This window comes from Vibrio sp. 1-2 (7-a) (genome assembly GCF_013048515.1).
GTDB classification, from domain to species: Bacteria; Pseudomonadota; Gammaproteobacteria; order Enterobacterales; family Vibrionaceae; genus Vibrio; species Vibrio diabolicus.
Genome location: NZ_VHSQ01000001.1, coordinates 473,673 through 488,000 on the forward strand (window position 1 = coordinate 473,673; position 14,328 = coordinate 488,000).

13 protein-coding genes are annotated in these 14,328 nt (G+C 44.5%); 11 read left to right on the plus strand and 2 right to left on the minus strand.

From position 1 onward, the window contains the following. Positions 1-37: 37 nt before the first annotated feature. From FKN08_RS02190 to FKN08_RS02240, 11 genes are all read left to right on the plus strand, one after another. Positions 38-2,017, plus strand: a complete 1,980-nt coding sequence (locus FKN08_RS02190) for a phage tail tape measure protein (protein WP_170891213.1) — start codon at positions 38-40, stop codon at positions 2,015-2,017. After that, a complete protein-coding gene (locus tag FKN08_RS02195; protein ID WP_170891680.1) occupies positions 2,007-2,348 on the plus strand; it encodes a DUF2590 family protein in 342 nt (113 codons plus the stop codon). Before FKN08_RS02190 ends, FKN08_RS02195 begins: the two co-directional genes overlap by 11 nt. Beyond that, the gene (locus tag FKN08_RS02200) at positions 2,345-3,550 is read left to right on the plus strand and encodes a baseplate J/gp47 family protein (protein WP_170891215.1); all 1,206 of its coding nucleotides are present in this window, start codon (positions 2,345-2,347) and stop codon (positions 3,548-3,550) included. Before FKN08_RS02195 ends, FKN08_RS02200 begins: the two co-directional genes overlap by 4 nt. After that, the gene (locus FKN08_RS02205) at positions 3,543-4,139 is read left to right on the plus strand and encodes a phage tail protein (protein ID WP_170891217.1); all 597 of its coding nucleotides are present in this window, start codon (positions 3,543-3,545) and stop codon (positions 4,137-4,139) included. Before FKN08_RS02200 ends, FKN08_RS02205 begins: the two co-directional genes overlap by 8 nt. Before the next feature lie 6 nt (positions 4,140-4,145). Then, positions 4,146-5,876 (plus strand): phage tail protein, encoded by a 1,731-nt coding sequence (locus FKN08_RS02210; RefSeq protein ID WP_170891219.1) that lies wholly within the window; start codon positions 4,146-4,148, stop codon positions 5,874-5,876. Then, positions 5,873-6,331: a hypothetical protein gene (locus FKN08_RS02215; RefSeq protein WP_170891221.1), complete on the plus strand. Its 459-nt coding sequence runs from the start codon at positions 5,873-5,875 to the stop codon at positions 6,329-6,331. Before FKN08_RS02210 ends, FKN08_RS02215 begins: the two co-directional genes overlap by 4 nt. Next, positions 6,328-7,218: a hypothetical protein gene (locus FKN08_RS02220; RefSeq protein WP_170891223.1), complete on the plus strand. Its 891-nt coding sequence runs from the start codon at positions 6,328-6,330 to the stop codon at positions 7,216-7,218. Before FKN08_RS02215 ends, FKN08_RS02220 begins: the two co-directional genes overlap by 4 nt. Then, a complete protein-coding gene (locus tag FKN08_RS02225; protein WP_170891226.1) occupies positions 7,212-7,685 on the plus strand; it encodes a DNA-binding protein in 474 nt (157 codons plus the stop codon). Before FKN08_RS02220 ends, FKN08_RS02225 begins: the two co-directional genes overlap by 7 nt. Then, positions 7,682-9,322 (plus strand): hypothetical protein, encoded by a 1,641-nt coding sequence (locus FKN08_RS02230; RefSeq protein ID WP_170891228.1) that lies wholly within the window; start codon positions 7,682-7,684, stop codon positions 9,320-9,322. Before FKN08_RS02225 ends, FKN08_RS02230 begins: the two co-directional genes overlap by 4 nt. A gap of 213 nt (positions 9,323-9,535) precedes the next feature. Continuing rightward, on the plus strand, positions 9,536-10,579 hold the full coding sequence (locus tag FKN08_RS23660; RefSeq protein WP_170891230.1) for an HNH endonuclease signature motif containing protein: 1,044 nt from the start codon (positions 9,536-9,538) through the stop codon (positions 10,577-10,579). An 832-nt stretch (positions 10,580-11,411) separates the two neighbouring features. Then, complete coding sequence (locus FKN08_RS02240; protein WP_047010070.1) at positions 11,412-12,041, plus strand: DsbA family protein; 630 nt, start codon at positions 11,412-11,414, stop codon at positions 12,039-12,041. Positions 12,042-12,116: 75 nt separating this feature from the next. Here the strand turns inward: FKN08_RS02240 and FKN08_RS02245 are convergent, their stop codons facing one another. Together FKN08_RS02245 and rnt are read right to left on the minus strand one after the other, a co-directional pair. Beyond that, on the minus strand, positions 12,117-13,442 hold the full coding sequence (locus FKN08_RS02245; protein WP_005396535.1) for a Na+/H+ antiporter family protein: 1,326 nt from the start codon (positions 13,440-13,442) through the stop codon (positions 12,117-12,119). Positions 13,443-13,470: 28 nt separating this feature from the next. Beyond that, complete coding sequence (gene rnt, locus FKN08_RS02250; protein WP_012841569.1) at positions 13,471-14,115, minus strand: ribonuclease T; 645 nt, start codon at positions 14,113-14,115, stop codon at positions 13,471-13,473. Positions 14,116-14,328: the final 213 nt, after the last annotated feature.

Sequence of the window (14,328 nt, forward strand, 5' to 3'; positions counted from 1 at the left end):
TCATTAACAGGCATAAAGAGCGAGTGAGTATTACGCGATGAGCATGGAAAAATTGTTAATGCACATAGCGTTGGTTGATCAAGTCACCAAGCCGCTGCAGGGGATTACTAAAGAAGTACAAGCTTCGATGGACGCTGGTAAGCAAGGCATGCAAAACATGGCGGCAGGTGGTGCGGGTTTAGTCGCCACGGGCTTTGCTATTCAAAATGCGCTGATGCCAGCGATTGAAATGGATAGAAAGCTAGGCGAAGTGAAGTCGTTAGGGGTTCTGGATGAGGATCTCACGAAGCTTTCAAAGACCGCACTTTGGACATCGGTACAGTACGGGAAGTCCGCCACAGATATTGTCGGCGCCTCATATGATATCAAGTCAGCATTTGGTGATATTGATGGAGACAGCCTTTCTGACATCACCAAAAGCTCTGCCGTTTTAGCTGCTGCGACTAAGGCTGATACTGCAACCATTACGGATTATATGGGCACCATGTATGGTGTTTTCAAAAATCAAGCTGATGAAATTGGGGTTGGTATTTGGTCCAAACAGATTGCCGGCATGACTGCGCAGTCTGTTGAAATGTTTAAGACTACAGGCGCAGGCATGAGTAGTGCTTTTACTAGCATCGGAGCGAATGCGACCAGTGCAGGCGTTGCTATCGAAGAGCAGATGGCGATTTTAGGCACTCTTCAATCAACCATGAGTGGCAGCGAAGCGGGTACCAAATACAAAGCATTCTTAGCGGGTGTGGCCAACGCTCAAGATAAGCTCAATTTGTCGTTTACCGATAGCCAAGGTCAGATGCTGCCTATGCTAGATATTCTTGAACAATTGAAAGGTAAATATGGTGACACCTTAAGTGTTGCTGAAGCGGCTGATTTGAAAAAGGCATTCGGCTCAGAAGAAGCCGTTAGCATGATTAAGTTATTAATGGCTGATACCGAAGGACTCGCAGGCAGTATTGACCAACTTGGTCAAATCGAGGGAATGTCGAAGGCCGAGCAAATGGCCAGCACCATGACAGATCAGTGGGAACGGTTGGAAGCGGCATGGTTTGCGGTTCGTGCAGCGGTATTTGGTGCGATTCTTCCTTCAATCAATTCGGTTGTAGGCACCATGGCTGACGGCTTAATGGTGCTTGTTGGTTGGACGGACCAATTTCCTTGGCTTGCTGAAATTCTTGGCTATGTCGCCATCGCAGGCCTGTCTCTTGGCGGGGTGATTGCAACATTGTCGCTTGCCATGGGGATCGGGCAAATGATGTCTGCTGGTTGGACGGTTACCATGACGAGTTTAAATAGCATCATGAAACTACTGCGTATTAGTACGCTGGCGAGTACTGCTGCTGCATGGCTATTTAACGCCGCGCTTTGGGCCAACCCGTTAACTTGGGTTGTCGCTGGTATAGCGCTGCTTATAGGTGGTATTGCTGCGGCAATCTATTGGTGGGACGACTTAACCTCCGCGTTTAAAGATACGGCTTGGTTTGATGTTATTGCTCATGCTATCGAAGGGCTCGTTGATTTACTCAATATGATCCCAGGTGTTGATATTGAACTGGGGAGCCAAATTGAAACGCCAGAGATGACAACGGCCGTCCAAGCTGAACACAGTACTCCTATATCACAGAACCTAACTCCGGGTGATGCGTCAGAAGTTAAGCAATTAGAACTACTTCAACCTCAAATGAGTTACGAGTCTGCGATAGCGACGAACCAAGACGTTTATGGATATAAGCCAGAGCAAATGGCGCCGTTCAAAATTGCAGAAAGCCAGGTTATTTCTCAGCCAAGCATCAACGTTGAAGCTCCAAATCTAGATACTCAATCGCCTCAACCGTTTATCGAATATAAAGGGAAGAGCAACGAGCCACGATTGCCTCCTCAGGTGGTGAACAATATGAAAACAACCAATCACAGTGATGCTAGTCGAGTTAGCTCTTTTGGCGACGTGTATATCACTGCCCCTAACGGAATAACACCAGACCAATTAGCAGAGTGGGATGAGCTCAATGTGGGATAACGACTTAACAGAACGCAAGCGCTACAACGATATCAAAGTGGTCGAGGGTGGCTGGGATATGGACGCAGGCCAACAGCCTAAAGAGTGCAGTGATTTATACAGCATCGCGCAGGACATTAAGCACGCGATCATGGAATCAGGATTGGCTCGCCAATTGGTTGCTGAAAGAAACCCAGCGTTACGCGCTGATGTAATGGTGCAAATTGAGCAACTTTCTGAGAGAGATGTAAGAGTGGTACCGGGTTCAGCGACAGCAAGAGAAACAGAAACTGGTGATATCACCTTAACCGCTAAGGCTTATGAATATGGGGAACTTGAGGTGAAAGTATGAGTAAACGACCAAGTACGGATTTTGTTCAGGTGCTAAGTGAATCGGGTGTGCCAGTTACCGAAAAGGACTTTGAAACCAAACTAAAACAAGAAGTCGTGGGGGCTGGTAGTAAGGTTTCGAATGACTCCGAAATGTCACCGTTTTGGCGTTGGGTTCGCGCTGCAGTGGTCACGCCATGTGTTTGGCTGATTAGACATCTATTGGCTCAGCACGTTATGCCCAATATGTTCGTGGCAACCGCTGAGCGTTGGGCTCTGGACCTAAAAGCATGGGAGCACAATATCGCGCCGAAAGTAGCTCAAAGAGCACAAGGCTACATCACACTAACTAAAGCAAATGCTGCTGATGCGGTGACGATTGAGAAAGGGGCGGTTATTCAAACGCTACCTATAGATGGCGTTATGTATAAAGTTCAAGTTATTGAGCCTGGAATCATCGAGGCTGGTCACTTAAAGGGTGAGGTGCTTGTCGAAGCACTTGAAGCGGGCTCCGCGTTTAACTTGCCGGCGGGGTATTTCAACATTATTCCTGAAGCGATACCGGGCATTGTTGATGCGGTGAATGAACCTGACTGGCTCTCTGTACTCGGTGCTGACGCAGAGACTGATGAAGAGTTAGCGCTTCGTATTCAAAATGCCTTTACTAGCTCTGGTGAATGGCACATCGATGATGTGTATCGCTCTATCATCGCCAGCGTAGCGGGGATCCGAAGTGATAACATCTATTTTAGAAATACAGGGGACATAACCCCTGGTTCAGCAGAAGCATTGATTTTGATGGAAGTGGGACCAACCCCGCTAACCGTTCTTGAACAGCTAAATGAGCACATAATGTCTAAAGGGCATCACGGTCACGGTGATGTACTTACCTGTAAAGCCATTCCCGATACGAAACATGAGATCACGGCGGATGTCGTCTTAGCTGAGAACTTAGACAGCGCCACCAAAGTGAATGAACTTCTTGAAGTGGAAGAGAGGATTAGAGCGGCTTTTCGAGAAACAGCAGCTTACCCAGAAATGACACGCGCGAAACCTGAGCATCGTTTTAGCTTATCTTTGCTTGGTACTGAGATACATACGAACATGACGGAAGTTGAATCGGTAAGGTTTACCGTAGACGGAAAAGTCCAAAAAGACATTATCAGCAAGCTAGAACAGCCTCGATTGAAATCACTCGCAGTTAGGGAACTCGTGGATGTTTGAGTCTCGAAATTACGACCAAAGCCGACATTCCCCTCGCTTACCAGAAATTGTGATCCCATGGTGGCAGGACGGAAGAACGACGGCGGATGAAGTCAAAGAACCTCACTTTTTATCTAAAGGCGTTTTTTCATTCTTCCAGATAGTTTGGAGCAGTCTGCTATTTCCGCTTCGCCAAATGGATGCGTTGACCTGTAACGAAAAAGCATTGGAATTAATGGCATGGGATAGAGATATCAAAAGGTTTGAGAGTGAGCCACTTTCACTGTTTCGAAAGCGAGTGAAATACGCAGAAGTGAACGCCAAAGACGCAGGTAGCGTAGCGGGCTTCAAGCGGATTTTTGAAAGGTTAGGCATTGGCATCGTTAAGTTCAAAGAGCGTCAAAGCGAAGTTCAGTGGGACGTTTGTACTATTGAGCTAAGTGATGGCGATATCTCGCAAAACAGCAAGTTGGTTCAAGTGCTCATAGAGCAGTATGGGAGAACTTGCCGTCGATATCGATTTGAAGTTGTTTATCCCATTCAGGTGCACATTCGTACGGCCTGTTTCAGCCAAAGTCAGCAGCTATTTAGTGCAAAACTAGAGGAATAATACAGTATGAGCCAAACCATTATCCCTGCTCAGTTTGAGCGCTATTTAGTGGATAAAATTACAGCGGGTAGTACGACAGACATGAACGAGTTTGTGTTTGCTCATATTCCTAACTTAGACGCTGAATCACCGATTGACCGTGCCCTAGGCCTGCCTAGTGAAGCGTATATCGTGCATCGTCAGAAAGTAGACCAGGCTGCGCGACTTAATAGTAATACGTTGGTGTATTCCGTCATTCTTCAGTCAACCACACCGAGTTTTAAGTTCAATGCGATTTACCTCCATGACAAGCATGTTGAGAACTCCTGTGGCTTGATCGTGTATAAGAACACGGAAACTAAAGAAGAAAACATGACCACTATTAAGTCCGTCGCGCAGGAGTACAGTGGCGCTGCAGCGATAGCAAATATTCATGTTGATCCAGGAACTTGGCAGATAGATTTTCATGCGCGCTTAATGGGCATTGATGATGATTTACGTTTGGCGAATCTTGACCATTATGGCCATTCGGCCTTTGTTCGTGGCTGCTCGGTCGTCGCTAAAGGAAAGTCAAACACGTTTGTTGTTAGTCCCGGAGTTGTTTATGTCTCAGGGTTACGTGTTGAGCTGTCAAAAAAAGAGGTGATGGTCAGTGATGGCGTTCCCTGCGGCTTGTACTTAGACGTGGTACGCCAAGGCAGCGCACTCTCTCGTTGGGAAAACATAGCGACAATAAAAAGCTCAAAAAAGGAACTCAATAATTACGTTGATGAAAACGGTCAACAACATTACATCGCCCGACTTGCTGGCATTGATTCCCATGGCAATGTTACTGATTGGCGCGTGTGGGATGTTATCACTCAGCAACAAGCTGAAGCTGGTGAGGATGAACACCGTAGTCTATGGAGTGCAAAACGAGTTTTTCAGTCTGTCGCGTCATACATTAATAAGAATGTGAAGAATGCCACTAAAACAGCCTCCGGTTGGATGAGTGCAAGCGATAAGAAAAAATTAGACGGGATTCAGAGTGGGGCTCAAGTCAATGTAGCAACTAACTTGAGCGTGTCTCGCAACGCCAATTCTCAAACGGTTAATAGCTCTACGGGTAAAGATGCCACTTTAAGTGCCGCAACAACATCGAGCGCCGGGGTGATGACCGCAGCAGATAAGAAGAAGCTGGATGGCATACAAGCTGGAGCGCAAGCGAATATCGCAACTAACTTGACGGCATCTCGCAACGCCACAACTCAAACGATCAAGAGTTCTACGGGTAAAGATGCGGTTTTAAGTGCGGTGACGGCATCTCATGCCGGGGTAATGACGGCAGCAGATAAGAAAAAGCTCGATGGAGTTGCCACTCAAGCTACGAAAAATCAAACAGATGCACATTTAAAGAACCGAGCTAATCATACTGGCACTCAAGCGATTTCTACGGTGTCAGGATTACAAAACGCTCTGAATAAAAAAGTGAATATCGGTGACTCAATCCCTCCTAAGGTCTATACGGGCACCAACCCTAATCACCTGGACTATCCGATTGGGACAGTATTGAAAGCATTCTCAACTATTCACACAAAGGTTAACTCACGTGCTGTATTGGCTATAAATACGGATGCGCAATGGGGAGGTAATATTTTCTGGTGTGACCAAAACCCTAGAGGTGGGAAAGGTAGAGTATTAGCGGGTACTTGGGCGAAAAGAGGAGGGGTTGTCTCTCTTTCAGCTTCTGCTACAGCGGATTATGAGCGAATACTATGATGAAAATAACAACAGCAAGAAATTTACAATATACGTCGCACGATAAGACGACAATTCACGCTCAGGTGCAATGTGTCCCAAAATTTGGCCAACAGTGGGTTGATTTTATTATGTCCCCTAATGATTGCATGGAGTATGGCCGTGATGCGCATCGAAGAGCACTAGAGGGGGAGTTTGGCTCTATTTCAAGTTATATAGAGCCCCAATATACACCTAACGAAGAAGCTCAGATTTTTGCAGAGAAAGAAAATTTATGGGTAGAACAAGAAATGCTATTTGCAGATAGGCAGATAGTACTACATGAAGATGCGGACGCACGTGCAAGCGCAACTATAGAGCACTGGAGAGTCTACCGTCGAGATCTGCGTAATTACGTGAAAGATAATGTTGTTTCAATGGTGGAGAGGCCTCAACGACCTACTAATAACTCTTTGATGAGTGAAGATAGTTTATGATGTGGCAGCTTTCCCAATTAAATTGGCCAAGTTACTCGCAGAACATTCAAACCAAGGCTGAGTGCGTGACAGACGCAGTCGGCGCCGCAATGAATGAGGCGATTAACCGGTTAACCAGCCATACAAGTGACGCCAATTACGGGCGTCACTCTTTAAGTGAAGAGGCGAGCGCTTTGCTTAAGCTGCGTAGTGAACTTCAATCCTTACTTGTCTCAGGAACCGTACTTACAGTGTCGCCATATCAGTTTCAAGTGGGGACCCGTTTGGACTCGGGGTGTTACCTCAATCCTAGTACTGCAATTAAAACGCTATCTAATAAGCTGCGGGATTACGCTGATAGGCACCGACCAAATGGCCATCTTCACGGTATTGCGATAATGGTAACGGCCTCTCAATTGAATCAATTCTCTCGGCAGCTCATTGAGCTTACATCATTGTTTCCAATGCCTGAGTGGTGCCAAGTAGCTAGGCAAAGTCATGCTTTAAATACCAATGACGTTGATAAGTTCCATCAACCTGCGGCGATCGCTCTACCACGCTTTAAGCCGATGGCTTTACTCAACGCTAATCCGTTACATGATGCTTTACATTGGCAAGGTGCCCAAGTAGCTACGCTAGAGTCATTAGCAGACGATGACCATCACGTAATTGACAAGTTGCAGTTACTGGCAGCGAAACGCAATAAAAAGATGGAAGAAATCAAGGCTCAGCTCAACGCCCTGAAGAACTTAAAAGGAAGTATCTATGCGTTCTCCGTGGAGGGCAATGCGGAAAGTATAGCAACACGACTTAATCAAGCGGGAACGCCCAACAATTATCAATTTACATTAGCAAGCTTATTGCTTAGCTATGAACCTATGACGTTTTTTGAGGAGCTATTATGCTAGCTCTAGATGGTGTGCCAATTAGCTTAGACTCGATGACCGTTGAAATGTCCATGGAGTTTAAAGACCAGGACATGAGTGGGCAATCTTCTGGTACTGAGGTGGCAGAGCAAGGTGACAAAGGCAAAAAGCTTACCTTTAGTGGTCGTGTTCCATTCATTCGTATAGAAACACTGACCCAACTTTATGCGTTTGCTTCGGACAAAGATGAGGCGAATGCTAGACGTATTTATCGAATCGGCAATGACATTGCGCTTGCACTTAAAATTCGCAATGTGAAGTTCACTGGACGTATTCAAGCAAGAGAACATGAAACTCTACAGGCTTGGAATGTTTCTTTTGAGCTTCGGGAGTACAACAGTGTCGCCGAGCAAAAAGAGCAGCGGATTAAAGCGCAAAGCAAGCCAGAGCAGCGAGAGAATACTCGGTTGAAACAGGCACTCATCACCGCAGAGGAGGCGACTCAATGAAGTTAGAGAAGCGCTTGTATATAAGCGGCGAAGAAGTCAAATTGGCAAGTAACATGGTGAGCTTAAAGCTTTCTTTGGGTAGTGTGGCCATCTTTGAAATTGAAGCAACACAACCCCTGAAATTATTCGAGCCGGTGCGTTTTGATATTGGATATGAAAACAAAACGTCGCCTTGGTTTGAGGGCTATGTTGATAAAATCCAATCTACAGTTAATGGCTACCAAAAAATCACAGTAAAAGAACTGACAGGTATTTTGAGTAAACGTTGGTCTCTCAGTTTAGAGCATCCAAATGCCGAGCAGGTTATTGATGCGCTCTCTCACCTTACTGGTCTCGAGTTTAATCTGCCTAATAAAGAATACATGAAGACCGCGATCCCAAACTTTGTTTGCCAGGGAACGGGTTATCAATGTTTAGATCAGGTCGCTAAGGCTTTTTCTATTCCTGACTGTGTTTGGTTTCAACATACTGACCAGGTAGTTTACTTTGGCTCCTATCAAGATAGCCATTTCAACGGCAAACCAATGCCACTACCTGAAGAGTTTACGAGTCGTCAAAATGGTAACAGTGTCACCTTTGTTCCGTTTCCTATGCTTAGACCAGGTCGTGTTGTGAATGGTAAGCGAGTCAATCGGGTTGACTTAATACAGGATGATATGACCGCATATTGGAAAGCTGAGCAGTCTGAAGTCATACCTAAAAAGCGAGAAACACTACAGCATTTTCCTGAGTTAGCAGCAGGCTTTCACTTGCCAAAGTTCGGGCGAGTCGAATCGGTCAGAGACAGTGCGACGGTGGGTAAAATATCTGATCCATTTCGGCCAAGACTCTCTGTTGATGTGCAAGTTCTAGATGAGAATTTGCAACCAGATAGTAACGTACCGGTTTATCGCTCGATTCCACTGCCGGTTAACATGAGCGGACATGAGTCCGGATTGTTAGCGTATCCATTAGAAGGGACATTGGTTGAAATTGCTTTCGCTTATGGTCGAAGCGATAGACCCATCATACGTGGCGTTTATGGACGTGAATATGCGCTTCCCTCAATAGAGCCTGGTGAACAACTACAACAGCAACGTGAAGAAGTGAGTTATCGAGTCGATGCCGTAGGAAATACAACACTGCAGACTGACCAAACTCAAAATCAGAGAGCGTTTGATAAGTTAGACCAATTTGAACGGTATAAAGGTGAGTTTGGCCAGCATCAGCTTTTTGTAAATGAGCACAGTACTGAAGAAGTGAATGGTAAGAAGCTTATTGAAGCGCTTGGCGCTATTAATTTGTTGTCAGGAGATGATCTGGTGTTAGGAAGCTTGGGTAACATGCAAACGGCTACCGCTGGCGAACTGATTGAGACCATCGGAAAATTTCGCCGAAGTATTGCCGCTGAGCACCAATGGCTGCAATCACCTAAGACTTGGATAGGCTCTAAGCAAGAGAATGTGTTGATTCTTTTATCGGAGCTAATGCAGGTGGTTAAAGAATTGGCCGACACTTTAGCAACGCATACACACAGCGGTGTAGCACCAGGACGAGCAAGCACCAAAACACCAGTGCAAGCGAATGATATTACTGGTCATGGGGAGGATAGTGAGAAGTTGAAGGGAAGACTCGATCAAATAACACAAGTGAGCTAGCTCTCCAATATACTGAGGAAAAATTTGTAGAGTAGTTAAAAGTACTACAGGACCATGTTGCCTTAGAGCGACTAGCAACTAACTTATTCACCTCATAGCTTGACTCTATTTTTGTAATTTTATTAAGTTGTACAATAACCTAAGAGCTGAACCATATTCGGAATACGTAACTTAATAGCATCGTGAAAAGTAATCATAATAAAGGCAGAAGTCGTGAAAAAAGAAATAGAAGAAGCAAAAAGTTTTGTTATTAATAAAGTGCTTAAGCCAGCAATTGAATCGAATTTAGTCTCTCAAAGAGTAAAAGATATTACGAAAAACCAGATACCTTGGGTATCTAACTTCAAACGAGTTGGTGATGTTTATAGGTACCTACTTAGTACAACTAAAACAAAAGACGAGAATGTAGTTGCGTTGGAACTGGCCGGATTAAGAACTTATGAAGACATTATTCCTGAGTTTGAAAGTCGCTTTTCCTCAGGGTTACTTGATGTGTCCGATTTTTCAGACTTCATTGAGAACCAAGATTATTCATGGCGTGAAGTCCTATCTATTACCGGCCAGTATGACACTCGAAGCGGAGGGATACAGTTACATAAAGTGAATGATGAATTGCATGCTATCGCTATCAAGGTAACCTTAAATGGCGGGAAGTACCTAAATGAGTGGCTGATTCCTGGAAAGCTCCTTAAGTATTACATGAAGAGTATTCAAGGTGTTTTTAAAGAGTCATACAGCGATAATTTTGCAATTATTAACTCCCAAAATGTACCAATCCATGTTTTTGTTAGACAAAATGATAAGCAAAAGAAGTTTGCTTATAAAGGACAATTCAAATACATCAAGCACTTTAACGATAATGGCGAAAAATGGTTTCAACTAGAGAAATTTGGAGAGTCTACGATATATTCTCAGCAGGAGCATATTGAGCATTTTGAAGCCTCTGTTCGTGATTCAGTGGACGACTCCTCAGAGAGACGAAAGAAACGTCTTAGCAAAGCGCCTAAAAAGCCTAGAGTAAGAGTTGTGACAACTGTAGTTTACGATCGAAACCCAGATGTTGTTGCAGAAGTACTTCTTCGAGCAAAGGGAATATGTGAAGGCTGTGGTACCAAAGCGCCTTTTATTAAAAGAACTTCTAATGAACCATACCTCGAAGTTCATCACAACATAGCTTTGGCTAAAGGTGGTGATGATACTGTTGAAAATGCAGTTGCTCTTTGTCCTAACTGTCATCGAGAGAGACATTACGGCTGAGGGCTTTACACTCTCTCTTGCTTTGAATTCCCCTTTACTTCTGACGGTCAAGAGTCACGACGCTCCCAGTAGTAAGAGCTTACAACCAACGCAGCCATATGGCTGCGTTTTTTTATGTTTAAGTCAGGACGAAGTCTATACGTCGCGGGGAAGAGCTATAGACTCACGGAATACACTGAGCGGATGACAAAATCCGCACTCTCCTCACCCGCCTGCGAGGTTTTTCGAACAGTTTTTTTTCAGTTTTTGTGTACTGAAATTTAGTGGGGAGAGTTCCTCGAGTGTCTCGTGGGAAACCATATATATAGCGGGGCTTGCGAGAGAATAGAGCTACTTAGAGCCTAGACTGAGAGTGTTTTGAAAATTTCAAAGATTGAAAATATTTTCAGTAAATTCCAATTTTAATGATCTGGAAAGATCAAAGTGACTTTTGTAAGTGCATGAAAAATAAGTATTGTTCAGAATTTTGTGAGAAATGTAGATGATCAGGTGAGCGAAGATAAGATCTGATTAAGAGGGCATAGAGCCTTACTCTATAAGGCTTTAGAGCGAATTATTAAGATAAAGCAGTTTTTCAATTTATGAGACGGTATAATTAAACTCAGATGTCAAAATCACTGTGCAGTTAACGGGACAAAACCGCTGTTTACGTGTTGATGAAGAAGAGGGGAACGAGTGAATGCTGGACCTATATTGTTATCAGGGTTACAAGCAAAACTCGTTAACTCTTAAGCAGAAACCAAGCAATAAGATTTAAATGTGTCGCCACTTTATCGCCATTTATTATTCTTGTTTCATTTAACTAATTGATTTTATAGGTTAAAAAATTAAAGTGGATATAAAGCTTTACTACGTGCATGACCCAATGTGCAGTTGGTGTTGGGGTTACAAACCGACGCTTGATAAATTGAAACAGCAACTGCCAGGCGTTATTCAGTTTGAGTATGTGGTGGGTGGTCTTGCGCCAGATACTAGTTTGCCGATGCCACCAGAGATGCAACAAAAACTCGAAGGTATTTGGAAGCAGATTGAGCGTCAGTTGGGCACCAAGTTTAACTACGATTTCTGGAAGCTTTGTACGCCAGTAAGAAGCACTTACCAATCTTGTCGCGCAGTTATCGCAGCGGGCTTTCAAGATTCTTATGAGCAGATGCTAGAAGCGATTCAACATGCGTATTACTTACGTGCGATGCCTCCTCATGAAGAAGCGACTCACTTGCAGCTAGCTAAAGAAATTGGTTTGAATGTTCAGCAGTTCAAGAACGATATGGACGGTTCTTTCTTAGAAGGTGTGTTCCAAGATCAACTGAGTCTTGCAAAGAGCCTAGGCGTGGATTCTTACCCTAGCTTGGTTCTTCAAATTAACGACGCTTATTTCCCGATTGCCGTGGATTATCTGTCAACAGAGCCTACCTTGAAACTGATACGTGAGCGTATTATTGACAATATGCCAGCGCAATAATCGCGATTTCAAATAACAAAAAGCCGCTCAATGAGCGGCTTTTTCGTAACTAAGTATATCCATCAAACAACGGTACTAAAGCACCATTGCAGCAATCCAACCAAAGATGATCAGTGGGATGTTGTAGTGGATAAAGGTTGGAACAACCGTTTCCCAAATGTGCTCATGCTGACCGTCGGCATTTAGACCAGATGTAGGGCCTAACGTAGAGTCGGACGCTGGAGAACCAGCATCACCCAAAGCGGCAGCAGTACCAACTAGCGCGATTGTTGCCATTGGCGAAAAACCAAATGCCAACGCGAGAGGAACGTAGATTGTCGCCAAGATTGGAATGGTTGAAAACGATGAACCGATACCCATTGTTACCAACAGACCAACAATTAGCATTAATAGCGCAGCAAGCGGCTTATTATCACCAATGCTGGTAGAGAGAGACTGTACTAATGTCTCAACGCCACCTGTTTGCTTCATTACCGCAGCAAAACCTGCGGCAGCGATCATGATGAAACCAATCATAGCCATCATATGCACGCCTTTTGTGAAGACATCGTGCGTTTCTTTCCAAGCAATCACACCGCCAAAAGTAAACACCATAAAGCCAGCTAGAGCACCAATAATCATTGAGCCAGTGTAAAGCTGAACACCCAATGCGGCGACAATGCCAAGAGCGGCCACCAAGATGTGCTTTTTATTGATAGCATGATCTGTCTCGTGAACGACAGTCAACTCCGTTTCTTCGTAGATGCGCGGTTTACGGTAGCTAACAAAGATCGCCAGCAATAGACCAAACAACATACCAGCACCTGGCAGTAACATTGCCGTTGGAACTTGGCTTGCAACCACGTTTTCCAAACCGTTGTCATGTAGGTTCTTTAATAGAATGTTGTTTAAGAAAATACCGCCGAAACCAACAGGTAAGATCATGTAAGGTGTGATCAAACCAAAAGTAAGAACACACGCGACCAAACGTCGATCGAGCTTAAGTTTCGCGAATACGCCCAAAAGAGGTGGAATCAAAATTGGAATAAAGGCGATATGGACCGGAATTACGTTCTGAGATGACATAGTGACAAGAACGAGCGCGACTAACACCGCGTACTTTAACCCGGTAGTTGACGCCGAGTTTTCTTTACCATTTAAGCGCTTGATAACACTTTTTGCCAGTAGGTCCGTGATGCCAGATTTAGAGATAGCAACGGCGAAAGTACCTAACATTGCGTAGCTTAGAGCAATAGTCGCACCGCCACCTAAACCACTTTCGAACGCGGCAACTGTGTCTCCAAGGCTCATGCCTGCGACAAGGCCACCAACGATGGCACTAAACGTGAGGGCAACCACCACGTTTACGCGCATCAATGCTAACACGAGCATGACGCACACTGATATAACGACAGGATTCATACTTTTCCTAATATGTTGTGTTTACTTATTATTCTTCGTCAACAAGCGGCCAACCGCCGAGGGCCTTCCATTTGTTGACAATGCCGCAGAATAATTCTGCTGTTTTTTGTGTATCGTAAAGCGCTGAGTGTGCTTCACGATTATCGAATTCCATCCCGGCCGTTTTGCATGCTTTCGCGAGAACCGTTTGACCATAAGCAAGGCCACTCAATGTTGCCGTGTCAAAAGTAGCAAAGGGATGAAAAGGGACTCTTTTTAGTTTACAGCGCTCATTGGCTGCATTTACAAAACCTAAGTCGAATGCTGCGTTATGGGCAACCATAATTGCGCGCGAGCAATCTGCGGCTTTTTGTTCTTTGCGAATAAGCTTATAAATCTCTTTTAACGCTTCTTGCTCAGAAACTGCACCACGAAGAGGGCTATATGGGTCACGAATACCATTGAATTCTAGCGCTTCTTTTTCTAAGTTAGCGCCCTCAAATGGCTCAACATGAAAATGAATGGTGGATGCCGGATGCAACACGCCATCTTCGTCCATTTTTAACGTAACGGCGCAAATTTCTAAAAGTGCATCAGTTTGAGCATTGAAACCTGCGGTCTCAACGTCTACTACCACAGGGAAATAACCACGAAAGCGTTTTTTCAAGGTCAGAGCTTCATTTTCTATTGTCATGTCGGCTTATTTTTGTGTGACGAAGGCTGCATTATTGCAGATTATACCGACGAGAAAAACCGCAATTTAGGAGAAAAACGGAATTCTATTTTGCATCTCATCAATACGCTCGATCGCATTTCGGGTGATTGAGTTACCATGATTAACGTTAATTGTAATATCACGATATTTCGCACGTTGGCGAGGTTTTTGCATGCCAGGTGAAGTGGTTTT

Bases quoted from the DNA above. Each gene is read 5' to 3' on its own strand.
- FKN08_RS02195 (WP_170891680.1), top strand. From the start codon at position 2,007: ATGTGGGATAACGACTTAACAGAACGCAAGCGCTACAACGATATCAAA.
- FKN08_RS02205 (WP_170891217.1), top strand. From the start codon at position 3,543: ATGTTTGAGTCTCGAAATTACGACCAAAGCCGACATTCCCCTCGCTTA.
- FKN08_RS02225 (WP_170891226.1), top strand. From the start codon at position 7,212: ATGCTAGCTCTAGATGGTGTGCCAATTAGCTTAGACTCGATGACCGTT.
- rnt (WP_012841569.1), bottom strand. From the start codon at position 14,115: ATGACAATAGAAAATGAAGCTCTGACCTTGAAAAAACGCTTTCGTGGT.
- FKN08_RS02220 (WP_170891223.1), top strand. From the start codon at position 6,328: ATGATGTGGCAGCTTTCCCAATTAAATTGGCCAAGTTACTCGCAGAAC.
- FKN08_RS02245 (WP_005396535.1), bottom strand. From the start codon at position 13,442: ATGAATCCTGTCGTTATATCAGTGTGCGTCATGCTCGTGTTAGCATTG.
- FKN08_RS02215 (WP_170891221.1), top strand. From the start codon at position 5,873: ATGATGAAAATAACAACAGCAAGAAATTTACAATATACGTCGCACGAT.
- FKN08_RS02230 (WP_170891228.1), top strand. From the start codon at position 7,682: ATGAAGTTAGAGAAGCGCTTGTATATAAGCGGCGAAGAAGTCAAATTG.
- FKN08_RS02210 (WP_170891219.1), top strand. From the start codon at position 4,146: ATGAGCCAAACCATTATCCCTGCTCAGTTTGAGCGCTATTTAGTGGAT.
- FKN08_RS02190 (WP_170891213.1), top strand. From the start codon at position 38: ATGAGCATGGAAAAATTGTTAATGCACATAGCGTTGGTTGATCAAGTC.
- FKN08_RS02200 (WP_170891215.1), top strand. From the start codon at position 2,345: ATGAGTAAACGACCAAGTACGGATTTTGTTCAGGTGCTAAGTGAATCG.